This is a genomic window from Bradyrhizobium sp., from assembly GCF_049519115.1.
Taxonomy (GTDB): domain Bacteria; phylum Pseudomonadota; class Alphaproteobacteria; order Rhizobiales; family Xanthobacteraceae; genus Bradyrhizobium.
The window spans coordinates 59,865-81,513 of the sequence record NZ_JBEKRB010000035.1 but is presented as its reverse complement, the minus strand read 5'-3'; the positions used below and the strand labels follow the sequence as shown (position 1 = coordinate 81,513).

The window sequence follows — 21,649 nt, the reverse complement described above, 5'->3', positions numbered from 1 at the left end:
CTCACGGGTTGAGGTGACCGGGGATACGCAGGTGTCGGCGGACGACCTCGACGAAGTCGGGGTCGCGCTTGGCGGCCCAGACAGCAGCCATGTGGCCGACGAACCAAAGCAGGAGGCCCGCGATCCAAAGGCGCAGACCGATTCCGAGTGCGGCCGCGAGCGTGCCGTTGAGAATAGCGATGGAGCGCGGCGCACCACCCATCAGGATCGGTTCGGTCAGCGCGCGATGCACGGGCGTGACGAAGCCTGGGATTTCTGCATCCATCAGATCAACACTCCCCCGCCGAACGAGAAGAACGATAGAAAGAAGCTAGACGCTGCGAACGCGATCGATAGGCCGAACACGATCTGGATGAGCCTGCGGAAACCGCCCGAGGTATCGCCGAACGCCAGCGATAACCCTGTGACAATGATGATGATGACGGCGATGATCTTCGCGACAGGTCCTTCGACCGATTGCAGGATCTGGTTGAGCGGCTGTTCCCACGGCATGTTCGATCCAGCAGCGAACACTGGATTGACGGCAAGACAGGTGGTCACCAACACACCGGCCGAAACGACCCCTCGCTCGAAGGAAGAAATAACACTCATAAGCGGTCCCCTATTGCTGTGAGGCTGTAGTCACCGGAAGGGCCGATCCCAGTAACGCTGGCGAGTTCCACCAGGCGGCGATCGGCGCCACGGCCGGAAAGAACGGCGACGACGTTGATGGTTTCCGCGATCAGGGCGCGGGGGATCGTGACGACGGCTTCCTGGATCAGTTGCTCCAGTCGGCGCAACGCTCCGAGCGCGGTGCCCGCGTGAATAGTGCCGATACCGCCGGGATGACCCGTGCCCCAGGCCTTGAGCAGATCGAGAGCCTCTGCACCCCTTACCTCACCAATCGGAATGCGATCGGGTCGCAGGCGCAGCGATGATCGGACCAGGTCCGATAGCGAGATCACGCCGTCCTTGGTGCGTAGCGCCACAAGATTCGGGGCCTTGCACTGAAGCTCACGCGTGTCTTCGATAAGAACAACCCGATCCGACGTCTTGGCGACCTCGGCCAACAGCGCATTGGTGAGCGTCGTCTTGCCGCTGGACGTACCGCCAGCCACAAGTATGTTCTTGCGTCCTTCGACCGCGACCTTCAAAGCGCTGGCTTGGCCCGAGGTCATGATCCCGGCAGCCACGTAGTCGTCCAGCGTGAAAACGGCGACCGCCGGCTTTCGGATTGCGAAGGCCGGGGCCGCGACTACCGGCGGCAACAGTCCCTCGAAGCGTTCACCCGTCTCGGGTAACTCAGCCGAGACCCGCGGGCTGCCTGCGTGAACCTCAGCGCCAACGTGATGAGCGACCAACCGAACGATGCGTTCGCCGTCAGGAGCGGACAGGCGTTCGGTTGTCTCCGTCAAACCTCCCGACAGCCTATCAACCCACAACCGTCCATCGGGATTAAGCATCACCTCAATGATCGCCGGATCTTCGAGAAACCGCGTAATCGCGGGACCGAATGCCGTGCGCAGCATGCGCGCACCGCGGGAGAGGGCTTCCGATTGAAAGGAATGGACTGACACGGCTGCCCCCGACCTGCCGTGGTCGCTTCAGGCGCCCTCGGATGGGGATGATTAGAAGAGGCAGAAACTAGCTTGGCGCAACACGCGGCTGACCCCGATCGTGCCATGGAGTACGAAAAGAAAGATAAAGGCCGAGCGGGCCTCTGACACAACAGCTCCGCGGTATGACCAAAGCACGTTGGTCGACTACCGGCGATCAGCCTTTATCGAAAAACGTCGCGGAAATTCGCGATCATGAGCGTGGCTCAGTCCGCCGACCAATGTCCAGGTAGCGGCGGAGTCCTTAGGGCGTGAATCCATAAAATTCAGATTGGTCGGCGCACTTCCGCTTTGATGCGCATTTCGGATCCAAATCGGACATCACGACACTTCCGAAAATGGGATGAACCGGCCGTGCTCCCGCCCCGAACTTCTCTGACATGCACTTGCATTTTGGTCCGCTGTGCGTCGCTTAGACTTGATAACGGCTTTTTACTGCCAATAGGCGCTTGCCTCACAACGCACTGATTGGCGTGCAAACTATTCTCCACGCGCCTGATGCCTCACGAACTTCATTGCACCTGCACTTGTACCGGCGCGCCGAGCATGTCCGCGGGAAGGCGATGTTTTTGGAAATAAAGGGGGCCGTCGGCTGAAAGATGCCGCAACGAAGTCGCCCTTACTGTTTCTCCAGAGCGTTAAGCTGTTCACGCAATTCGATCTCCATCTCTCGGATGTGGTGAGCGGTCGGCCCATCGGGGTATTCCTTAGACAAGCGCTGACATCGGTCTAACTTGATCTGGATCGCGCGTTTTTCCTCTTCCCGATTCATGATCAAAAGATCGCGCATTCGGAGAAGGGTTTAAACCGAATTAGGACACTCTAAAAAATAATTTAGGACACCGGGGGTCAAATACGGAGCGGTGGTGGATAGCCTTTGGAAATCGGACCACGGTAACGACGCTGCTGCCGACTGAACCTCTTCACCCGGAAACGCCATCGACAGATTACGTAACGTGCGCTCCAAAGAACAAGATTGTGCACGGACAACTTTGAACGGTGCTCACATCTCTCTCATAATAGAAATTTTAGCCCTTCAGCGCTTCCTTCGAAGCAACCATTTCAACGTCGCGGCCGTTTACCGCTCAACACAGAGAAGACCATCATGAGAAATACGCTTCAGGCGGCAGCAATAGCCCTGGCGCTAGCAGTTGGAATAACGACCAGCGCGGCGGCCTTCGACCGCGTCAGCAGCTTGAATGGCAGGTACCCTGGCGGCCTCCATTCTGACTACAGCAGCTTCCGCGAAACTGATGTGAGTAGGCGGGATCGTAATTTTTCTGGCATCCGCGGCTTCGCCAGTTGGCGTAACGGCGGTTGGGGCGCCAGTCGTTTCAGTGGGGATTAAGGTGAAGTGGTTATATCATAATTAAATCAGATGGGGCAGACCGACATATTCGCCTTACGAAAGCGCGACTGTGTCTGACGGAATTCGATTGGCCGTCAGAAGCACAATTTTGCTTTCCAGACAGACCGAAGACAATGAATTATCTTTTAGAAGCCCAGATCGGAACGTCTGTTCGCGACGCAGCTTGGTCATTCGCGTTACCACAATCAAAAGGAGGTACGCATGACGAATCTCAGACTGTTTGGCGCGGCCGCAGTCATTTCTGCTGTGCTCGTAGGACCCGCGATGGCTCGGCACGTAGTAACCCACCAGGTACGACAAAACGAGAGCACCTATTGTGCGACGATTGAACCGGGAAATCCTTATTCGCCGGTGTATGATTACGTAGCCTGGAGCGGCTGGCGAGCCAGAGGAGGCTGGGACAGCCGTGGCGACGATGCTTGTGCTCGTAATCCCATGTTTGATGGAAGCGCTTTTTAAACTCCGTTGTTAAGGCATGTCTCAAGGAGGCCGTCCTAGTGGACGGCCTCTTTCTTTTTTACCCGCGCTCAGATCAAAGGCAGTTCGGTGTAGCTGCGGCCGATGTCAACCTAGGACTCGCCCGCTTTCCCGTCGCGCAATCGCTTCCAAGCGCGGGTGGTGCATTAGCTTCGGCTTGCGGCCCAGTCCCTTGACGACGACCTCGCGCGCCTTCGGCGTCAAGCGCGGGGCGCGCGAGTAGGCTTAAACCTGCACGGTTCTAAACAATTCTTAAGTTTTAGTTATGTGAGCGAAGCCCCATCCTTTCCGGCGCGGCTTGCCCTAAGAGGAGGGAGGAAGTCATTTGAGCAAGGGGCCTTCAGTCCCCGGCTGGACCATATTGCTCGTCGAGGACGAGATAGAACTGGCGACCGAGATCAAGGTCGAACTGGAGCGACACGGCTATGTCGTGCGCCTGGTTTCCATGGCCGATGCGGTGGATATCGCCCGGACGAATGGCGCCGCGATGTTGATCCTTGACCGGCTCCTCTACGGCGTGGACAGGCTGCGCGCTCTGGAGGATCTGCGCAAGCAGGGCATCAAAATTCCGGTGCTCGTGACCTCGGTGCGGTCATCCGTTGATGAAATCGCCCAAGGCCTGAAGGCAGGAGCAGACGGCTATCTCGCGAAGCCGTTCTATATGGTGGAACTCGCACAACGAAACTAAGCGTTGACGATCTCGAAATGGACCTGATCGAACAGACAGTCTTTCGCGGAGGCAAAAAAATCGATCTGCTTCCACGCGAGCTCAAGCTTCTGGAATATTTCCTTCGCCACCACGGCCAGGTTGTCACACGGGAAATGTTGCTAAAGGATGTTTGGCAGCATGATCTTGGAATTGAGACCAATGTTGTCGATACCCACATCAGCAATTTGCGGAGGAAGATCGACGACCATGGCTTGCCCTCACGGATCGCGAATGTGCGCAAGTTAGGCTATATGCTGCGTGCTCCCGCGCCCTAATCTGTGAACCTCCAGCACTGCCTGCGTTCACGCCTTGCCTTCACACGGCTAACGTGTAGAACTGTTTCGGGTGCTCGCTGCAGAGTGCAGTGACAGGTCAAGCGATGGTCGGGCCGCCACGCGGATAACGTGCGCCGATGACTAAGAAGAGCCCTTCCTCAATCGAGCCGAATGGTATTCACCACCGCGCTGACGGTGGCGACTGGACACTCACAATATTTCTAGAGCGGCGTCGTGCACCCATTGGATGGGTCGCTCGCGATGCGGCGTGGACGGTGGCGACGAAAATCGTTGCGGAAGCTCTCAACCAGCTTCCGTCAACAGCGAGGGTTCACCTCGACTGCCGGTTGCCCGACAGCACGATGCATCGCCGAGAGAAATGAATTTATGGACATCAAAATCTTTCTCTTCCTAATCGTTGCAACATCACTGGAAACCGCAGGAGACGCTATTGTCCGAATGGGGATGAGTCAGACCGCGTGGCCACTGCGCGGTGGGCTCTTCCTTGCCGGGGCTGGGCTTCTCTTCGGCTATGGCTTTTGCCTTAACCTTCCGCCCGTTGAGTTTGGACGCATCGTCGGATTGTATATCGCCACGCTTTTCATCGTCTGGCAGATCACAAGCTTTGTCATGTTCGGCAGCTTGCCGAACACGCCGGTTTGGCTCGGCGGCACGCTGATCGTGATCGGCGGGTTGATCGTGACGTTCTGGGAATGAAACGGACAGCACAAACAAGTCGGGCTTACCTCCAGAGAATGCGGTTCCGCTTTGGGTCTAACTGCGACATTTGCCCGCCGTCGCGGCATGTCCGTTCCGCCTCCAGGAGATGGAGTAATCGGCCGGCCCAGCTTGTGGATAGCTGAAGATTTTGGGTGCTGCGCTTCAGGCTGATGGTGAAACGAGGTCCGTGGCTACGGCCTCAAGCATCAGAAGGAGAAGCGCAGCATGGACCATTTTGCTGGATTGGACGTATCGGTCAAGGAGACCAGTGTCTGCATTGTGGATGACACGGGCAGGATCGTGAAGGAAGTGAAGGTAGCGAGCGAGCCTCAAACCCTACTGAAGGTTCTGGGGAACCCCGCCTACCGCTTCAAGCGGATCGGACTGGAAGCTGGGCCGCTATCGCAATGGCTTTTCAATGGGCTTGCGGAAGCAGGCTTGCCAGTGGTCTGTGTCGAGACGCGGCACATGCAGGCGGTGCTGAAGGCGCAGATCAACAAGACGGATCGCAATGATGCGCGGGGCATCACGCAGATGATGCGGGCGGGCCTTTATCGCCCGGTGCATGTGAAGACGCTTCGCAGTCAGAAACTGCGGATGCTGTTGACCCATCGCAAACTGCTACAGTCCAAGGCCATTGCCATCGAGAACGACCTGCGCGGTACTTTACGCAACTTCGGCCTCAAGGTCGGAATGGTTGGCAAGGTTAGGTTCGAGGCCCGCATCCAGGAGCTTGTCGAGAACCAGCCCGATCTAGCCGTTCTGGTCGAACCGTTGCTCATCGTTCGGCGGGTGCTCCGCGAACAAATCGTCATCCTGCATCGCCGTTTGCTGGCGATTGTCCGGGATGATGAGGTTTGCCGGCGCCTGATGACGACCCCCGGTGTCGGCCCAGTGGTGGCGCTGACCTATCGCGCTACTGTCGATGTGCCTGCCCGGTTCCGGAAATCCAAGTCAGTCGGAGCGGTGTTTGGGCTGACGTGCTCCAGATATCAGTCGGGAGAGATCGATTGGAGCGGCAAAATATCGCGCTGTGGCGATGAGATGATGCGGACGATGCTCTACGAAGCAGCTCAGAGCATGATGCATTCAAAAAAATGGTCCTGGCTCAAGGCGTGGGCCATGCAGATCGCCAGGCGCCGCGGGATGAAAAGGGCGATCGTGGCCCTGGCTCGCCGGCTGGCCGTGATCATGCACCGCATCTGGGTTGACGGCACCGAGTTCCGGTGGACCCGGGAGCAAGCCGCGGCAGCAGCATGAAAACCGTTCAGGATCAAACCCGATAGGAGAACACTAGAGCTCCACCGCGCGGTGGAAAGATGTCCCTCGCGGGACGATGGATGAGGTGAGCTCGCATGTCCGCTTGGACCTGCCGTTCTTCTGACGGCAAGGCCGCCCAAGAGATTGTTCCGCCTCGTCCTCGAATCCCATGATGGAAGGGCCCTAGTGCCGATTCCGAAGAGAAGCACGAGCCCGCGAGCGACATCGACACTGTGGCGGTGGTGGAAAGTCTGAAAGTGCTTGACCCCAAATGGCCGATTAGAGAAGCAGACATGCCCGCGAACGGCCGCTTTGCGCAACAGCCGTCGTTCGCCAACTACTCTGAATTTATGGGCCACGCCTTGTCACCATTCCATTCTCTCACTCGCCTCAAGGACAGCTCCGTCGAGCGGCGCCGTGACCAGTGCGATTTGGCTGTCACGCTCCGCAGACGGCGGTGCGAACAAAAAGAAGAAGTGTTTACCGAACATCCCAAGCCAGGGGATCGCAAACCACACCAGCGTGGTCGCCTGAAGCGCAAGGCTAAGACCGAATGCGACCTGATAGGCCGCGACCGGATAATGTCCGTCTTGAGACGGCCATTGCTCGACCACGAGCCCAATGCCGTATTGCATCGTGAACGCCCAGGCAAAGTGCAAGAGGTTCAAAGCGCCATTGGCGCGCGCGGCAAATTCTTTCGGGAAGTAATCGGCTATGACCGAAAAGCTTAGCACTGTTGCGGCGCCAGCGATCGCTACGATGGACCAAGGCAGAAGAGATGGCAGGGGAATGCGTAAAACCAGGGCGAGTTCGGCTACAATGAACAGCGCCCCTACTCCCGCGAACATGACTTCCGTTCTTATATTAAGTTTACGCAGGCGATCGGCCATGGCACCAAGCAGGAGGGCTCCGAGACTCAGGCCAACAGCCATCAGGAACATTTGAGCGGCCCGGCTGTGGCGGTCGAATCCTTCCACGTCGGTAAGCCACGCTGCAGCCCACAATGACTGTAGCGCCCAGGACGAGCCAATACAGGCGGCCGAGAGCGGAGCGACCCTCAGGAAACGTGGATCTGAATAGATGGACCACAACGTAAGTGGCTTTCGAGCGGAGGTGGCGATCTCCGGGTCCGCGATAGGCTCCGGTACGACCATATAAATGAGTCCACCCACTGTGACCGTGCCGATCGTCAGAATTTCAAACAGTGTGCGCCAACCGAGATAGTTCAGTAACCAATCGGTTGGGGCGGTTGCCGTGACCGCCCCAAACGATCCCAACATGATCATCCAGCCGTTGGCGAGCGCGACGCGCTCTCTCGGAAACCAGGTGACGATTGCCTTGAGCCCGGCCATCAATGAGCCGGCAACGCCAAGTCCGATCATGCCGCGCGCAACAAGAAGCTCCGGAAAGCTCGAGGCGGTACCGAACAGCGTTGCGCCGCCAGCCGCAATCACCAACAGCACGCCTTGGACACGACGCGGGCCAAATCGGTCTAGAAACACCCCTATTGGAATCTGGGTCAATCCGAACACTAGGAAGTAGATTGACGCGAGCAGCCCGGTCTCGGCGGCATCGAGCGCAAAATCGGAGGCCAATGCCGGTGAGATCGCTGCATTGATCGTCCGAAACAGGTAGGCAAGGTAGTAGCCCGCAGCAAAGGGCAGAAAAACGGAGAGGATGAGTCGCCACTTTGACAGCGACTTCACGGGCGAAGCCCCTAGCTTTCCTGTTGATGATTCTGGACCGGAATTCTCTGCAGCGGGCGGGTTTGGCCCTCCATCAGAGACGGATCTGATTCGGCTCGCAGGAGTCTTCAGATGTCGGGCAAAGCTTGGATCGCCAATATCTGTCTTGGCTGCTGCGGGCGGTGCTTGCTCGACACCAACGCCTTCAGCGTCAGCACGCGAATCCTCGGGAGCTAGCTCCGAACTATGCATCGGCCCCCCACCTGTCGCCGGCTCGGACTCCTTCTGTTCTGCGGAGCTTAAGCGGTCGATCGTCTCCTGCATGAGTGGCCGACCTTGGCGAACACGTCGATCAACTTGCTCGGCAAGGATCTTGAAGCGCTCATCGCCGAGAAGAATCGCCTCGCGTTGCTGCGATTCCGGACGCGGTGGGACAACGGTCAGATGATAGCGCGCATGCAGGGCGACGGTCTCAGCGATCATCCGCATATCGCGGTCGAGGTGGTCAAACTTGGCGTGCAAACCGTCGAGATGCTCGCGCAGCAGATCTTCGACCGATGGAGCGGGGTTCAGAAAATGATCGAGGGCGGCTTCCACAAGTATGCTCTTACCGACGCCCGGTCGGTCGGTTGCACGGTCAAGCCGACCGCAGACGCCTTCACTCAGACGAACCGTCACTTTGCGACGCGCAGCGGCTTTGCGGTTGCGCGACGGTCGAACGTCAACGCGATCAATTTGCGCATCCAGTTCGGCAAGCTGTTGCATATCTCTGATGTCCCCCAATGCCCCACGATTGAGACCGCCGCTTCGCGATACAATTGATGAGGTGCCCCAATCTGATGGGAGTTACAGAAAGGACAGGCCGAGCTTGGCTTCAACAGAGCAGAACGCTCAACCATGCTCTGGCGTAGAAAAAGAAAGGAGATGCGGAATCGTGCTGACCGGCAATATAGACATCAGCAAAGGGAAGGTCTGTTTGGCGGACTGCCAGCAAAAAAGGCCAAAGCCCGAAGAAAGATCGTTTCTCATAATAGGTGAGTATTCGTCTTCACAAGTGGGCTTTCCTCACAACATGAAATGCTGTCAGGCTCAAGTGGAGCTGCGTTGACCTTTAACTTGGCTTACGCTTTCAGCTTCAGGCAATTCGATACTGACTTCTTTGAGAACCGTCGATCCACTGGAGAGCCGCCGGCCGAGCGCGCCGACAAACCGATCGTAACGCTCTGCTCCCTTCGCTCGCGCCGCAGGGCTCGATTGTTCCGGGAGAGCCGGCGTCGACGTCAGCCAGAAGCGGATGAACAGGGCAACGGTCTCAAGCGTAATTCCGTCGTTGCGCTCAAGCCGCTCGAGTACTCGCACGATGCGGTCGAGCCGCTTGGCGATCGCGGCCTCCCGGCGATCGGAATCGTCAGGAGAAAGAAACGACCCAATCGCGGCCTCGGCAACCAACGACTTGGGCTTGCCCTGGCGCTGAGCATAGGCCTCCAGGCTTCCGAATATCTCTGGATCGAGGTAGATGCTGAGCTGGACCTTTTTCATCCCGCCCGCTCATAGGCCCATCTTGTCGTCGGGGTCGAGGCTGACAGCGCGTGCGAGGCCCTGCATCGATCGATTCAGGCTTGCTGCTTGTACGGCATCGGCGTCTCCGTCGTCCGTGGCAGCATCAAATTCGTTCTCAACCATTGGTGCCCTGACAACGACTTCCTCTTGTTGGGACAATTCCGGCTCGCGACGAATGCCGCCATTCTGATCGCGTCTCTTTTTTGTGAGCGCAGCAAGCAGTGTGGCCGAAGGAGCGATGGGCGCATGGCCGGACCATTCGTCTGGTTGCATGACCAGGTCGATCGGTACAGCACGCGACGGCTTTAATATCCGACGCTGGAACTGCGGGTCCTCATAGTACCGGGCTTTGCGGGCGCGCACCGGATGCACACCGGAGACCATCACAATCGCCTCGTTCGGCGAGAGCTGCATGACTTCACCCGGCGTCAACAGTGGACGCGATGTCTCCTGGCGGCTGACCATGAGATGACCAAGCCATGGTGAGAGGCGATGTCCAGCATAGTTCTTCATGGCGCGCATCTCCGTCGCAGTCCCAAGTGCATCCGACACCCGCTTGGCGGTGCGCTCGTCATTCGTCGAAAACGCAATCCGGATATGACAATTGTCGAGGATGGCGTGATTTGGCCCATAGGCTCGTTCGAGCTGATTCAGGCTTTGTGTGATCAGGAAGCTGCGGATGCCGTAGCCCGCCATAAACGCGAGCTGGCTCTCGAAGAAGTCCAGGCGCCCGAGCGCCGCGAACTCATCGAGCATCAGCAGTAGTTTTTGCCGCCGTCGATCGGTATTTAGGCTCTCGGTCAGCCGACGTCCAATCTGATTGAGCACGAGGCGCATCAAAGGCTTGGTGCGAGCGATGTCGGATGGCGGGACCACCAGGTACAGAGAAATGGGTTGAGCTCCATCGACCAGATCACGAATGCGCCAGTCGCTCCGACCCGTGACCTTTGCAACCACGGGGTCCCGATAGAGCCCCAGAAAACTCATTGTCGTCGACAGCACGCCCGAACGCTCGTTCTCGCTTTTGTTCAGCAGTTCGCGCGCCGCCGAGGCCACCACCGGATGAACCCGCTCGCCGAGGTGCGGGGTTGCCAACATTGCGTCCAGAGTCGTCTCAATTCGGCGCGCCGGATCCGACAGAAAGTTGGCGACCCCCGCAAGCGTCTTGTCGGCCTCGGCGTAAAGGACATGCAGAATCGCGCCGACCAGTAACGAATGGCTCGTTTTCTCCCAGTGATTCCGACGCTCGAGCGCGCCTTCGGGATCAACCAGGATGTCGGCGATATTCTGTGCATCGCGGACCTCGTTGTCGCCTTTACGGATCTCGAGCAAAGGATTGTAGGCCGCGCTCGCGGAATTGGTCGGATCGAACAGGAGCACGGACCCAAACCGCGCACGCCAGCCGGAGGTCAGCTGGAAATTCTCACCCTTGATGTCATGGACGATCGTGGAAGAGGGCCATGTCAGGAGGGTCGGGATGACGAGGCCGACACCCTTTCCCGACCTGGTCGGCGCAAAGCACAGGACGTGTTCGGGACCGTCATGCCGCAGGTAGCGGCCGCCCAGACGGCCAAGCACGACGCCGTCGGGTCCCAGAAGGCCCGCACGCCGCACCTCCTTTATATTTGCCCACCGCGCTGACCCGTACGTCGTAACGTGCTGGGCTTCTTTCGCACGCCAGACCGAGAGGCTGATGGCGACAGCCATGGCGGCGATACCGCCGCTCGCGGCAATGCATCCACCCTCGACAAAAATCCTTGGTGCGTAGGCGTCGAACTTGAACCACCAGATAAAGAAAGCGAATGGTTGATAGATTGGCCAGCGTTCGATCATGAACCAGGCTGGTCCAAGCTGTGGCTGAAACCCCAGACGCCAGGCCGTCCACTCGGTCGCCGCCCAGAGGAAGGCGAGCACGACTGCCAAAACCAGGAGGAGTTGGCCCCAGAGGATTTTGGTTGCAGACATGCCCAGAGGTGATGCGCACCCTAAGCCAACGTTCAACCGCAATCCGCTCGCCGTCGCGGTAAAGCGCGCGATGGCGTAGAGATCGGCCGGTTAGAGCGAGAGGTCGCGCTTGCGTCCAAAACTCCATTCGACGCCACCAGGACCGGCAATGCCGTTCACTTGTCTGCCGAGTTCGCGTTCAAGAGACGGGATCCAGGGGACGAGCTGGAAGCCCAAGCCGTTGTCGATCATCGCAAAGCGGCCGGATGCAAGCGACAGCCGTCGGCGGTAAACCCCCGCGACGCGCTCTCCCGCCTCCACGGGCAAATGCGCGAGCCCCGTTTCCGAGCCGAGACGCCGCCCCACCGCAGCGACCTCCCGATCGCGCAGCGTTCCGATCAGGTTACGTCCGATTGTGACCTTATCTCCGTCACGTCGGGCAAGCCCCTGCTCTGCCAGGATATCGATCCGCCGATCAAGCGCAGCGCGAACCTCGGCACCGAAGCCGGCGCGCGAAAGCTCGCCACCTTCTCGGGCGACCAACCGCCGGTCAAGCCACGTTGCCCCGTCCGCGGCCACCTGATGGTCGAGATTGAGGTCAGAGCGGACCGCCAATGCGACGCGCTGACGGCCCTTCGCATCCTCGAAACGACGTAGCTCCACAATACCGCCGATCGGCCCATCACCGGCCGATTCGATGTCGGAAAGTTTTAGATGATGAACGCGCCCATCAATCCCGTCGACGACGGCAAACGCCGTTCCCCTTAGCTCATCGTCAAGGCCGCGGGCCATGAGACGACCGACGATTGGCTCTCCGTGGGACTCGCCTTCAAGCGCCCAGGACGATGGTGCGCGAGAGACACCGTCTTTGGTGAGTGTCTTATGCAGTCGCTTGATGATGTCGCCGCGCTCCCCAAGCGAGCGCAAGCGCTGTTCCGCATCAGGGGCCAAAATCCAACGCGCGGGCCCAGCGGGCTCGGCGAGCCTCATCCGCTCAAGCGTTCGCATCCGTCCGATCCGGACCTCCCGCAAGGGGTCGGCTCCGGCATCGCGTTCAGGACGGAGATCAACCACCCCCTCCGCCCTTCCCGCTTCCCGGGCAAGCGACCGATCGAGTCGCGTCCAGCGTTCTGCTGTCACCTCCGCTTCAAGCCCGCGTCGAACCTCCAGTTCGGATCGCGGACCGAGTTCGCGTGTGACAAGGTCGCCGGCTCGCGCGCGCAATCCCGAGCCGATATAGTCGCGGCTGATGACGAGGTCGGAACCATCGTCCGCCCGGCCCCTCACAAGGATATGAATATGTGGATGCTCGGTGTTCCAGTGGTCGACGGCGACCCAGTCGAGCCGGGTACCGAGATCACGCGAGGCCTGGTCCATCAGATCCCGGGTAAAGCTTCGCAAACTTGATAGCTCTCCGGCATCGTCTGGCGAGACGATGAACCGGAAATGATGACGATCTCCTTCGCACCGTTCCGCAAAGTCGCGGCCGTCCGCGTCGTCTCCGGCGGCATCGAACAGTTTCCCTGGCGATCCATCGCGGGTGACGCCGTCGCGCTTGAGATACCCGATATGGGCACGCAACGCGCCGGGCGAGCGCATCTGTCGGACGACGCGCGCCTTGATCATGGCGCCACGGCCGCGGGCTTGCAGCATTCGCGACGCGGCAAGGCTCGCGGCGCGTCCGCGTCCGAACCTGCTGCCGCGGCTAGCAGGGCCACGTGAGAGACCGCCGGCCTTCTGCGCGGCCTGGAGCGCCTGCGCCAGAAATGACTTTGTTTGCGGTCCGCGTGTCGAGCGAATTTTGCCTGGGCGAACGCGAAAATCGTCGTTGGCGCTCATCGTTCGCTCCGCAGGGTGTCAAAAGTCGTGGGTCGATCATGCGTTGCCGAAAAGCGCAAGTTGCGAAAGACGCTCGCAATGTTTCGGACAAGCTTGAATTTGGCGCAGTTTCTCCCACAACCGACCGACCGCACCTTGCGGCTTTTATCCTGCCCTGCTCGGTCGCTCGTCCACAGCGCCCAATTCCAGAGTTGTAGGGTTCCAAAAGCGCGAAGGCGATTGTGACAAGATAGAGTTTCAGTCATTGCCACGTCGGCTGGCGGCCGATTCATTGCGAAAGAGGCGCCGCGACTTGGCAGTTGACATGCGGCGCCCCCCACTGTTTGCGAGCGAAGCGAGCGCTTGCGATAGCGATCGTTACCCGAAGGGCCGAGACACCCGTAGGGTGGCTCGGTGAGGAGCGAAGCGACGAGTAGAGCGCGGGCCGAAGGCATCGCCCAAATGCCATCAGCACGTTAATATCGCACTTTCGAATGCAAACCGAATGTCCGTCACGGTGCGCCCGCCCGCTCAACAAACAGGGGAGCCTCCCGCCAAGGAAGTGCACGCCTGCCGTCAACTGCCGCATGTTCACCCTGCCCGTCGCCGAGCAAGGCCGTGACCGCCGTGACGTAAGCTACCGTATCCGCTGGAAGTGGTCGGCCTGTTGCGAGGTGCTGCTCAAAACGCGAGGGACCAGCGTGGTAGGCGGCAAGGAAGCCTGACGATCCGAAGCGGTCGTGCAGTTCCCTGAGATACCCGGTGCCTGCCAAAATGTTGTCGCGCGGATCAAACGGGTCGAGACCGAGCTCATAGCGAGCGCTGAGCTCGACCCAGGTGCCGGGCATGAGCTGCATCAGGCCCAGCGCGCCACGAGGCGAGATCGCATGCTCGTCTCCTGCACTCTCAACCTGTATCACAGCACGGATCCAGCGCGCCGGTACCGTAAAGCGAGCGGAAGCTTCCGCGATGAAGCAGGCAAAGCGGTCGATCGATGGAGGACGCGCCACGGTCTGCGCGCGCGCACTTGCTGCGACGGGTATTGGGGCCACGATCAAGCACGTTAACAGCGCGGCCGCCACTGCGACGCGCGCGATGGGTCGGAGCGAGCAGAGCCATACATTTGAGCTCGCTACGTCAGGGACATGACTATTCCGTTGCAGGCCAGGCGATCGCCGTCCGTTTTTTGGACGAGGCCGGTAAGGAAAGATCGCAGGCGGTTCGGAGAAACCGTGGTCAGTCGAGTTGCAGGGGAGTTCGCGCATAATCACTCCTCCTCAGTCCACACGGGTATTGCCCTTCCGATCACCGCAGATGCGGGTAGCGGTCCAAAGTACCGACTGTCGAGCGAGTCGGTCGACTGCCAGTTCATGACAAAGACATCGCCATCAGCGATGACACGGCATCCCTGCCACACCGGAAGCGGACGGCCTCGCCCGTCGCGCTCGTGTGCCTGACCCACGGCGATGTTGTCGACGGTGATCGTAAGGCCGTCTCTGCAGACGGTTTGCCCGGGCAGCGCCAGCAGGCGCTTCAACATGGGGACGCCGATCGGCAGATAGCCGTAGAGATCAAGGAACGTCGCCAAAGGATCAGGAGGCTGAACGGCAACAAGTTCGGTGACGGTCAACGTTGTCACTGGCCGAAGGCGATAAAGGCCGATCGGAACGCTGTTCGATGCGTTCCAGATGTAGTGCGGCGTCGCGCCTCCGACTGTCGAGAGGAGAAGAACGGCCACTGCAAATGTCACGAAAATTGTCGCACAGCGCGCATTCATGACGTAACCCTCCGTCGATGCAGCCAGGCTTGGTGACGGGATCGGGTATATGGTCGGGGTGTTTCGTTGACCGACACGCGGTTATGAACGTGGTGCCAGTAGTCGGGTGCTGCGTCGGCGGGATCAATGTCGAGCGCCTCGACGGCATCGATCAATTGCAGGACCCGTTCGACCTTCGGCCAGCCGGAAAGCCGCAACAAGCTTTCACCGCCGGGCCTGATCCACGGCACGGTCGAATAGCTCTGCCCTGGTGTCGCCGCTCTCAGGATATCGATGCGGGATAGAACCGTCCCAAAGTCGTTGGACGTCCAACGGACGAACGCAAAGATGCTGCCAGGAGCGAACGACAGGACGCGCCGATTGCAGTCCAGGACCTTTTCTGTAACCGGCCGACCAAACCGGACGCGGTTCTCGATGCGTTTCTCCAGCCACAACAGTTCGACATGCGTGAGATCATTCATCATGGGTGATCCCCAACAGAGAAAACGCGCGGTCCGTTAGAAAGAATCCGAAGGATTCAGGTTTAGGAAAGTTACGGGCGCGGCATGTCGTTGAACGCCAAGGCGTTTCGACTGATCGACGTCCCCGATAGCACGAGGATCGTGTCCCCGATAGCACGAGACCTGCCGTCCCCGATAGCACGAGATGATTCACAGCTTTTCCCCCGCGGTTGCTCGACGGCGTAGCGTCGTCGCCAGCGGATCGACAGCAACTGGCATGAAGCTGAGACGATCGATGCCACGGGCGTGCTCGATGACGAGGCGATAGCCGGGCAGCCGTTCTCGGCGCACGATCTCGCGCAAGTCGTAGGCAAAGTGCTTCAAAGGCGAGAGGCTGCCTGATTTGGCGTGCAGGTATTTGAAGTCAAAACTCCAGCCGCCCTCCTGACGGCCGCCATGTTTACGCACCAGCCGATAGAGCCATCGTTCCAGGCCACCTGTCAGACCGAAATACGCTCGGTCGATGGTGAGCACGAGTGCTTCATCCAGAACGCCGGCGTAGAACCAATCCGGCAGGACCAGCTCGAGCCCTAGCGGCCGGCCATGCGCGTCCGCGCTTTCCTTCCATTCGTTGATCCAGGAAAAGCGATGCCGACGGCGTTCGGCCGGCTGGCGGATCGAGGTCATGACGGTTGTTGCCTGCAGCCGATCGAGTGCTGCTTTGAGCCGGTCGTAATCGCGCGCGCTGGTGCCGCGGCCAACAAAGGTCAGGATTTCGTAAGGTGTCGCCGCCATCAAACGCGACGTCTTCAACCCGGCGTCGCGGGCTTCGACGATCTGGCTGGCCGCCCAGATCAGCACGTCGGCGTCCCAGATGGTTGCCATACCGTGTTCAGGCACGGCCTCGACACGAATGCTGATTTTGCCGGCGTGAAAGTCGATCGGGACGACACGCTTCGATTTTGCGAGCGAGAAGAACGGATAGGCCATCAGGTCCTGCGCATCGCGGGCCGCGAGATCGCCGGGAAGCGCTCGAAACAGTTCAAGCTGCTCACGCTCTGAGGTATGCCTGCGCCGCATCTACCTGCCTCCCCCCGATCAGCGGCGCCCTTGGCCGGCGTAGGGACGCAGAGCGGAAGCATGACGCTTGGCAGGCAAAACCGTCCCGGCGCCAGGATCGGAGGTCGAGGTCTTGGCGCCACGGTCGGCCCAGGCTTGCAGATCCTCCAGCGCGTAGACGACGCGGCCGCCGAGTTTGCGGTAAGCGGGACCCGTGCCATAGGTCCGATGCTTTTCAAGGGTGCGTCCGGACAGACTCAGGAATCGCGCGGCCTCGGGCGTGCGCAGGTAGCGCGGCGGCAAGCCGGCGTTTGGATCGGGCATTGGAAGGCTCCGTCATCTGAAAGAGCGCCAGCGAGTTCAGTGGCGCGTTGACGGCGACAATGACGGAGAAGGGCCTCGAAGGGGGATGCCGAAGATGAGGGGGTCTATTTTCGACACCCTCAAGGAGAAGCGCTATTTCTTCCGCGATGGCGGACGCAACAATGCGCGGTAACCGCCCCGCATCAGAGCGATGCCGTTCTTGACCAGGCGGATGGTTAGACTGCGCAGATCATGGTCCTTCCAGGGGCGGCCACGAACCCGCTCCGTGCCGAACAACCCCTCGGCGATTTCACGATAACTATGTCCCGCCAACGAGGCATCGAGGGCTCGCATCGTCAGAACGAAGCGCCGGCGACGCTCAAAAGGAAGCGCAAGAGGAGATGCACCGAGGCGGCGGCCTTCGATGGCGCACCAGAATCGGTGCGCCGCTTGCAGTCGGATGCCGGAAGTGGCGTCAAGCGGCAATTCGATCGAAAGCGGCGCCCCTTTGGCTGGTATGGCTGACAGGTAGAGCCGATGGGTTACGCCCGCCAGCACTATAACTCCATGCCAGCCATCTGGCGCATGGCGAAGTTCACCACCGGCAAGCGCGGTCCAATCGAGCTGATATTGCCCGTCACCGGTGGCTCGGACGGATTCCCGCAGCGACAGAACCGTCGAGAGAGCCTCGGGGGCCCAGAAAATCGATTGCCGGTCGAACGCCTGTTCAGGATCAGCTGCGAAAAGAGAGCCCCCATTTTTTTCGGAATTGGTGAGGCGACCCACTTGATCGCGCCGCGGCAGTCAGATCCTTAAATTCTTGTTCGTATTCGCTATCGCGGCGCAGCCATTCCCAGGCAACGTCGGCTGTTTCTGCCTTCTCGAAATTTGCGTAATCTTGCTCGGATCTCCAATCTACAACCAACATGCCTGCTCCCCAACGCACAAAACGATGGGGAATTGCAGCACGACAAATGTGACCATTTCTAGTTGCGAGCAATTTATCAATCGATAAGCTGATTTGCTTTTTCGGCAGGCTTCAGCAACGCGTCACGGTTGCGTCAAATAAACTTCATCCTTCCGCCTTCGGCCATCCACGGCTGAGAAGCTGACGATAACCGTGGCGCGCCACCCACTTCGCTCGAGCCAAATGACTGTCGTAGGCACGACGCGCGCGCGCCGGTTCCGCGGTCGGATCCATTTGGAGAACAACACGCGCGACCTCTTGCCAATCAGCATTGGCTTTTTCGGCGTCGAGCAGACGCACATAGGTGACTGCGTGCTGCTCGTCATACGGTGTGAGCGTTGGCTCGTCTGGCGCTGTGTCTGCCACTTTGGCATTGAGCGGCGGCATTACAGGAAACTCCTATCGGCTCTAGAAGCTTCGACCTCGCAAATGCTCGACGCCATCTTCTCGCGAGCCTTTGCACGGGTCTACAGGTTTGTGGACAACAAAGATTAATAAATTTCGTTGAAGCCGAAGGGTTCACACCCAAAGCAATCGTGAAGCACAGCCCGTAATGGAACCACTTCAGAAATGCGCGCTTTGAGGCGGTCGGCACTCGGGACAAATTCGGCTAATACATATTATAGGAGATAAACCCGATAGTATGTAAAGACGCAACTTGCGCATATGGACATGCGCAAGCTGGTCGGTCGAAACTTCGAAAAGCTGAGAAAGGCGAAGGGGTTTACCCAGGAGCGCTTCGCCGAGGCTTCCGGCTTTACCCAACAATATATCAGCGGCCTTGAAAGAGGCCGACGCAATCCGACCATTGTAACGCTATTCGAACTCGCGAGCGCACTCGGAGTTAGCCACGTCGACCTCGTTGTTCCCGATGACGAAGCTCGCAGCGAACGGGCGAAGAATAACAAGCGCAAATGAGGTGGCGCTTGATCGGGCGACAAAGAAATGATCGATGTTTTGACGATGCGAAAACCCCGCCCGGAAACCGGGCGGGGTCGGGGCGTACGGCGCCTTACTCCCCGTTCTTTCTCGGCCGCGACCACAGCAGGGTGAAGCCTTCGCCGCCCTCGTCATCGAACAAGTTGGCGTAGATCGGTGCGATGAAGGAGGGGTCGTCGAGCTTGAGCGAGAGGTAGTCGCGGCCTTCCTCGGAGCGCTTCGACCAGGCGGCACCGATCTCGGCGCGGCCCACGTAGATGCGGTGGCTGGGGGCGTTCTCGTTGGTGCGGTTGGTTTCTGCGACGATGCGCACGCTCTTGGCCTGCAGATTGAGGGTGATGATCGCGCCCTGGAAATCGTTTCCGACCTTCTTGAACGAACCGATGGTTGCCATGTCACTTCTCCTGTTGTGTTTCGAGCCCGCGACCACCGCGGCCTCGATGGCGATCTACAGGCCGAAGACGATCGGCGACGCACCCGCTCGGGCCGCAGCGCAGCGGAGGATGCTGTCGACGCGACTTTCTTGCCTCGCGAGGAATGGGCGTTAGCCCAGGGGAAGAAAGTCGTGTCGACAGCGTTGCGGCTCAGACGATCGAGGCGCAGCCGGTCTTCGGCCAGATCGAGCCATCACAGAGGCCACGTGCGTCCGCGTGCTGAACCACAAGTCCGGGAGAAGATGGCGGGTCTCTGTCCGGTCAGGCAAGAGGTCGAACGATTCAGCGTAGGAAAAGAAACGAAGGAGGGCAAAAGCCGATATCGTCAGCACAAAGCCAACCGCGAACGAACGGCTCTAGCGCCGCATCTATGTGCACCGGACGCGATCACTGCCATGTCATCGACGTGTTCCAAGGAAGGTCGCGATTACCTCTCACTCCGCTGATCGGCTCAATGCGCCGCTTTAGCCAACCGGTCAGAGATACAGATGGCGCAGGATCATTTCTGATGGGCTGCGGCTGAGAGAACCGGTTGAGGATCGCTCCCGACTGCCCTGCCCGAATTGAGCGGGCGGGTCTCGGTAAAGATGGTCAACCGCGTCCACGCCGTGCCGCCAACAAAGACCGCACTGATGACGGCACGCCGATTTGCGACATCGCAAATACGACCTGATAGCCAGCGAGTGTCGCCGGCGCAGCAAACAGGGCGGCAATGATGGCACGGATGATCACAGAGCGGATCATTGCGAAGGCGGTTTGGCCGATCGCAAGCATCATCCCGCCGGCGGCAATGGCGACAAGTGGCGCACCGAGGACGCCGGCGCCGCTGTGTAAGGCCATCATGAAGACATTGAGGGCGACAAAAAATGGCAAGGCGTGAACCGCCAGCGTGAAAATCAGCCAGCAGAACAAGCCAATGCCAGCGAAGTTCAAGGGAAGTCCAAGGGAAGTCCAAGGGCGAGCATGGTGGTGGCTCCATATGCAAAGGGGATATGGTTGCGCCTTCCACCACCACCACGGCGCAAGTCCAAACGTGCAATCGAAACGAGGCGGAGTTGCGGCGATGCAACTCCGCCTCTCGGTGGTGTGGAAGATGGCAGGTCGGCGCTCACGAAGCGCCGAATTTCCAAACGGAGATGCCGAGGCGTTTCGCCTTGTCGGCAAGGTTGTCCTGGATTCCCGTGCCCGGGAAATGCATGACGCCAATCGGCAAATGTTCGAGCATGGCGTCATTGCGCTTGAAGGGGGCCGCTTTGGCGTGCTTCGTCCAGTCCGGCTTGAAAGCGATCTGCGATACCTTGCGGTTAACAGCCCATTTGGAGGCGATCAGCTCGGCGCCTTTTGGCGAACCGCCGTGGATGAGGACCATGTCGGGATGCTTGGCGTGGACCTTGTCGAGGCGATCCCAGATCAAATGGTGGTCATTGAAGTCGAGGCCACCGGTAAGAGCGACCTTCGGTCCTGCCGGCAACATGACCTCGGTTTCGGCGCGCCGCTTGGCTGTGATGAACTGCCGAGAGTCGATCATGGCCGCAGTCAGGGTGCGATGGTTGACGAGTGACCCCGACCGGGGGCGCCATGACGAGCCGGTGTGGACTTCAAAGCGTTCGATGGCCTGGTCGCGGAAGAGTTCCAGGCAGTTGCGACGTTCGATCAGCGTGATGCCTTCGGCCGTCAGGCGCTCAAGTTCGACCGACCGCACCTCTGAACCGTTCTGCTCGCGCTGGCTCTTGCGTTGCGCCTGTTCGTTGTCGTCGAGTTGGCGTTCGATGCGGTCGGTGGCACGATGGAAGAGATTGACGGTCGACCAGAGCAGGTCCTCCAGGTCAGGCTCGAGCCGGGTGTCGGTCAACGTGGCGACCAGGGCGTCGAAAATATCGGACACGGCGCCAGCGATCACCTTGCCTTCGGGCATAGGCCTGGGATCAGGCTGGTCGTCGAAGGGACGATAGCCAAAGAGCTGCAGTTCGCCGAGGACGTGCTCGGTCGGAGATGCTCCGTGTGCTGACTCGATGTCGTCATGGTCGGTCACGGGTTAAGTCCTTTTGCCGGTTCGGCCGCGCCCATCGCGGCCTTCGTGGCGATCACTCAGACGGCGGGCGGGACGGGCCAGAACCCGAAGCGGCAGCGAAGGGCCGCAGCGGCAGCGGAGGATGGCAGAGGTGCGGCTATTTTGCTTCGCGATGCAAAGCGCGCCGTCGCCCCATATATAATGTGAGCCTTTCGGCGGCGCGCGGCGGAAAATAGCCGCCCCTCTGCCATTGCCGGCCCGAGCCGCTTGCCGTCCGATCGCCCTCTAGAAGGCCGTGGTCGCGGGC

Annotated in this window: 23 protein-coding genes; 5 read left to right on the top strand and 18 right to left on the bottom strand. The window is 59.6% G+C overall.

Features of this window, described 5'->3' with window-relative positions; genetic code table 11:
- Position 1: 1 nt before the first annotated feature.
- Genes ABSE61_RS23845 through trbB form a run of 3 tightly spaced genes read right to left on the bottom strand, consistent with a single transcriptional unit; the run spans position 2 to position 1,508 of the window.
- A complete protein-coding gene (locus ABSE61_RS23845) occupies positions 2-265 on the bottom strand; it encodes a VirB3 family type IV secretion system protein (protein ID WP_423873595.1) in 264 nt (87 codons plus the stop codon).
- Positions 265-591, bottom strand: a complete 327-nt coding sequence (locus ABSE61_RS23840; protein ID WP_423873594.1) for a TrbC/VirB2 family type IV secretion system protein — start codon at positions 589-591, stop codon at positions 265-267. Before ABSE61_RS23840 ends, ABSE61_RS23845 begins: the two co-directional genes overlap by 1 nt.
- Positions 588-1,508 (bottom strand): P-type conjugative transfer ATPase TrbB, encoded by a 921-nt coding sequence (gene trbB / locus ABSE61_RS23835; RefSeq protein ID WP_423873650.1) that lies wholly within the window; start codon positions 1,506-1,508, stop codon positions 588-590. Before trbB ends, ABSE61_RS23840 begins: the two co-directional genes overlap by 4 nt.
- Positions 1,509-3,766: 2,258 nt before the next feature.
- Here trbB and ABSE61_RS23830 point away from each other — a divergent pair.
- The 4 genes from ABSE61_RS23830 to ABSE61_RS23815 all read left to right on the top strand — a co-directional run bounded on the left by ABSE61_RS23830 (position 3,767) and on the right by ABSE61_RS23815 (position 6,405).
- Positions 3,767-4,129: a response regulator transcription factor gene (locus ABSE61_RS23830; RefSeq protein ID WP_423873593.1), complete on the top strand. Its 363-nt coding sequence runs from the start codon at positions 3,767-3,769 to the stop codon at positions 4,127-4,129.
- A gap of 17 nt (positions 4,130-4,146) precedes the next feature.
- Complete coding sequence (locus ABSE61_RS23825) at positions 4,147-4,425, top strand: winged helix-turn-helix domain-containing protein (protein WP_423873592.1); 279 nt, start codon at positions 4,147-4,149, stop codon at positions 4,423-4,425.
- 387 nt (positions 4,426-4,812) lie between these two features.
- On the top strand, positions 4,813-5,142 hold the full coding sequence (locus ABSE61_RS23820; protein ID WP_423873591.1) for a hypothetical protein: 330 nt from the start codon (positions 4,813-4,815) through the stop codon (positions 5,140-5,142).
- A gap of 228 nt (positions 5,143-5,370) precedes the next feature.
- The gene (locus tag ABSE61_RS23815; RefSeq protein ID WP_423873590.1) at positions 5,371-6,405 is read left to right on the top strand and encodes an IS110 family RNA-guided transposase; all 1,035 of its coding nucleotides are present in this window, start codon (positions 5,371-5,373) and stop codon (positions 6,403-6,405) included.
- A 365-nt stretch (positions 6,406-6,770) separates the two neighbouring features.
- On the opposite strand, the gene ABSE61_RS23810 is transcribed toward ABSE61_RS23815, so the two are convergent.
- From ABSE61_RS23810 to ABSE61_RS23755, 12 genes are all read right to left on the bottom strand, one after another.
- A complete protein-coding gene (locus ABSE61_RS23810) occupies positions 6,771-8,855 on the bottom strand; it encodes an MFS transporter (RefSeq protein ID WP_423873589.1) in 2,085 nt (694 codons plus the stop codon).
- 324 nt (positions 8,856-9,179) lie between these two features.
- Positions 9,180-9,629 (bottom strand): CopG family transcriptional regulator, encoded by a 450-nt coding sequence (locus tag ABSE61_RS23805; protein ID WP_423873588.1) that lies wholly within the window; start codon positions 9,627-9,629, stop codon positions 9,180-9,182.
- Positions 9,630-9,638: 9 nt separating this feature from the next.
- A complete protein-coding gene (locus tag ABSE61_RS23800) occupies positions 9,639-11,615 on the bottom strand; it encodes a conjugal transfer protein TraG (RefSeq protein WP_423873587.1) in 1,977 nt (658 codons plus the stop codon).
- 90 nt (positions 11,616-11,705) lie between these two features.
- Positions 11,706-13,433: a relaxase/mobilization nuclease domain-containing protein gene (locus ABSE61_RS23795; protein WP_423873586.1), complete on the bottom strand. Its 1,728-nt coding sequence runs from the start codon at positions 13,431-13,433 to the stop codon at positions 11,706-11,708.
- Between the two features lie 491 nt (positions 13,434-13,924).
- Entirely contained in the window at positions 13,925-14,464 is a 540-nt protein-coding gene (locus ABSE61_RS23790; RefSeq protein WP_423873585.1) for a lytic transglycosylase domain-containing protein, read from the bottom strand.
- A gap of 215 nt (positions 14,465-14,679) precedes the next feature.
- On the bottom strand, positions 14,680-15,189 hold the full coding sequence (locus ABSE61_RS23785; protein WP_423873584.1) for a S26 family signal peptidase: 510 nt from the start codon (positions 15,187-15,189) through the stop codon (positions 14,680-14,682).
- The gene (locus tag ABSE61_RS23780) at positions 15,186-15,650 is read right to left on the bottom strand and encodes a DUF2840 domain-containing protein (RefSeq protein ID WP_423873649.1); all 465 of its coding nucleotides are present in this window, start codon (positions 15,648-15,650) and stop codon (positions 15,186-15,188) included. Before ABSE61_RS23780 ends, ABSE61_RS23785 begins: the two co-directional genes overlap by 4 nt.
- Positions 15,651-15,839: 189 nt before the next feature.
- Positions 15,840-16,709 carry a replication initiator protein A gene (locus tag ABSE61_RS23775; protein ID WP_423873583.1) on the bottom strand — a complete coding sequence of 290 codons (870 nt, stop codon included), beginning with the start codon at positions 16,707-16,709 and terminating at the stop codon, positions 15,840-15,842.
- A gap of 18 nt (positions 16,710-16,727) precedes the next feature.
- Entirely contained in the window at positions 16,728-17,012 is a 285-nt protein-coding gene (locus ABSE61_RS23770) for a helix-turn-helix transcriptional regulator (RefSeq protein WP_423873582.1), read from the bottom strand.
- A 132-nt stretch (positions 17,013-17,144) separates the two neighbouring features.
- Positions 17,145-17,777 (bottom strand): DUF2285 domain-containing protein, encoded by a 633-nt coding sequence (locus tag ABSE61_RS23765; RefSeq protein ID WP_423873581.1) that lies wholly within the window; start codon positions 17,775-17,777, stop codon positions 17,145-17,147.
- Positions 17,725-17,919 (bottom strand): transcriptional regulator domain-containing protein, encoded by a 195-nt coding sequence (locus tag ABSE61_RS23760; RefSeq protein WP_423873580.1) that lies wholly within the window; start codon positions 17,917-17,919, stop codon positions 17,725-17,727. The genes ABSE61_RS23765 and ABSE61_RS23760 overlap by 53 nt, the downstream gene beginning before the upstream one ends.
- Positions 17,920-18,063: 144 nt before the next feature.
- On the bottom strand, positions 18,064-18,345 hold the full coding sequence (locus ABSE61_RS23755; protein ID WP_423873579.1) for a DNA -binding domain-containing protein: 282 nt from the start codon (positions 18,343-18,345) through the stop codon (positions 18,064-18,066).
- 279 nt (positions 18,346-18,624) lie between these two features.
- Here ABSE61_RS23755 and ABSE61_RS23750 point away from each other — a divergent pair, with 279 nt between their 5' ends.
- Positions 18,625-18,876 (top strand): helix-turn-helix domain-containing protein, encoded by a 252-nt coding sequence (locus ABSE61_RS23750; protein WP_423873578.1) that lies wholly within the window; start codon positions 18,625-18,627, stop codon positions 18,874-18,876.
- 94 nt (positions 18,877-18,970) lie between these two features.
- Here ABSE61_RS23750 and ABSE61_RS23745 read toward each other — a convergent pair whose 3' ends face one another.
- The 3 genes from ABSE61_RS23745 to ABSE61_RS23735 form a co-directional block, all read right to left on the bottom strand.
- The gene (locus ABSE61_RS23745) at positions 18,971-19,291 is read right to left on the bottom strand and encodes a DUF736 domain-containing protein (RefSeq protein WP_423873577.1); all 321 of its coding nucleotides are present in this window, start codon (positions 19,289-19,291) and stop codon (positions 18,971-18,973) included.
- A 631-nt stretch (positions 19,292-19,922) separates the two neighbouring features.
- A complete protein-coding gene (locus tag ABSE61_RS23740; RefSeq protein ID WP_423873576.1) occupies positions 19,923-20,264 on the bottom strand; it encodes a hypothetical protein in 342 nt (113 codons plus the stop codon).
- A 175-nt stretch (positions 20,265-20,439) separates the two neighbouring features.
- Complete coding sequence (locus tag ABSE61_RS23735; RefSeq protein WP_423873575.1) at positions 20,440-21,363, bottom strand: DUF2493 domain-containing protein; 924 nt, start codon at positions 21,361-21,363, stop codon at positions 20,440-20,442.
- Between the last annotated feature and the right edge of the window lie 286 nt (positions 21,364-21,649).

Bases quoted from the DNA above. Each gene is read 5' to 3' on its own strand.
- ABSE61_RS23845 (WP_423873595.1), bottom strand. From the start codon at position 265: ATGGATGCAGAAATCCCAGGCTTCGTCACGCCCGTGCATCGCGCGCTG.
- ABSE61_RS23840 (WP_423873594.1), bottom strand. From the start codon at position 591: ATGAGTGTTATTTCTTCCTTCGAGCGAGGGGTCGTTTCGGCCGGTGTG.
- trbB (WP_423873650.1), bottom strand. From the start codon at position 1,508: ATGCTGCGCACGGCATTCGGTCCCGCGATTACGCGGTTTCTCGAAGAT.
- ABSE61_RS23825 (WP_423873592.1), top strand. From the start codon at position 4,147: ATGGACCTGATCGAACAGACAGTCTTTCGCGGAGGCAAAAAAATCGAT.
- ABSE61_RS23820 (WP_423873591.1), top strand. From the start codon at position 4,813: ATGGACATCAAAATCTTTCTCTTCCTAATCGTTGCAACATCACTGGAA.
- ABSE61_RS23815 (WP_423873590.1), top strand. From the start codon at position 5,371: ATGGACCATTTTGCTGGATTGGACGTATCGGTCAAGGAGACCAGTGTC.
- ABSE61_RS23810 (WP_423873589.1), bottom strand. From the start codon at position 8,855: ATGCAACAGCTTGCCGAACTGGATGCGCAAATTGATCGCGTTGACGTT.
- ABSE61_RS23805 (WP_423873588.1), bottom strand. From the start codon at position 9,629: ATGAAAAAGGTCCAGCTCAGCATCTACCTCGATCCAGAGATATTCGGA.
- ABSE61_RS23800 (WP_423873587.1), bottom strand. From the start codon at position 11,615: ATGTCTGCAACCAAAATCCTCTGGGGCCAACTCCTCCTGGTTTTGGCA.
- ABSE61_RS23795 (WP_423873586.1), bottom strand. From the start codon at position 13,433: ATGAGCGCCAACGACGATTTTCGCGTTCGCCCAGGCAAAATTCGCTCG.
- ABSE61_RS23785 (WP_423873584.1), bottom strand. From the start codon at position 15,189: ATGAATGCGCGCTGTGCGACAATTTTCGTGACATTTGCAGTGGCCGTT.
- ABSE61_RS23780 (WP_423873649.1), bottom strand. From the start codon at position 15,650: ATGAATGATCTCACGCATGTCGAACTGTTGTGGCTGGAGAAACGCATC.
- ABSE61_RS23775 (WP_423873583.1), bottom strand. From the start codon at position 16,709: ATGCGGCGCAGGCATACCTCAGAGCGTGAGCAGCTTGAACTGTTTCGA.
- ABSE61_RS23770 (WP_423873582.1), bottom strand. From the start codon at position 17,012: ATGCCCGATCCAAACGCCGGCTTGCCGCCGCGCTACCTGCGCACGCCC.
- ABSE61_RS23760 (WP_423873580.1), bottom strand. From the start codon at position 17,919: ATGTTGGTTGTAGATTGGAGATCCGAGCAAGATTACGCAAATTTCGAG.
- ABSE61_RS23755 (WP_423873579.1), bottom strand. From the start codon at position 18,345: ATGCCGCCGCTCAATGCCAAAGTGGCAGACACAGCGCCAGACGAGCCA.
- ABSE61_RS23750 (WP_423873578.1), top strand. From the start codon at position 18,625: ATGGACATGCGCAAGCTGGTCGGTCGAAACTTCGAAAAGCTGAGAAAG.
- ABSE61_RS23745 (WP_423873577.1), bottom strand. From the start codon at position 19,291: ATGGCAACCATCGGTTCGTTCAAGAAGGTCGGAAACGATTTCCAGGGC.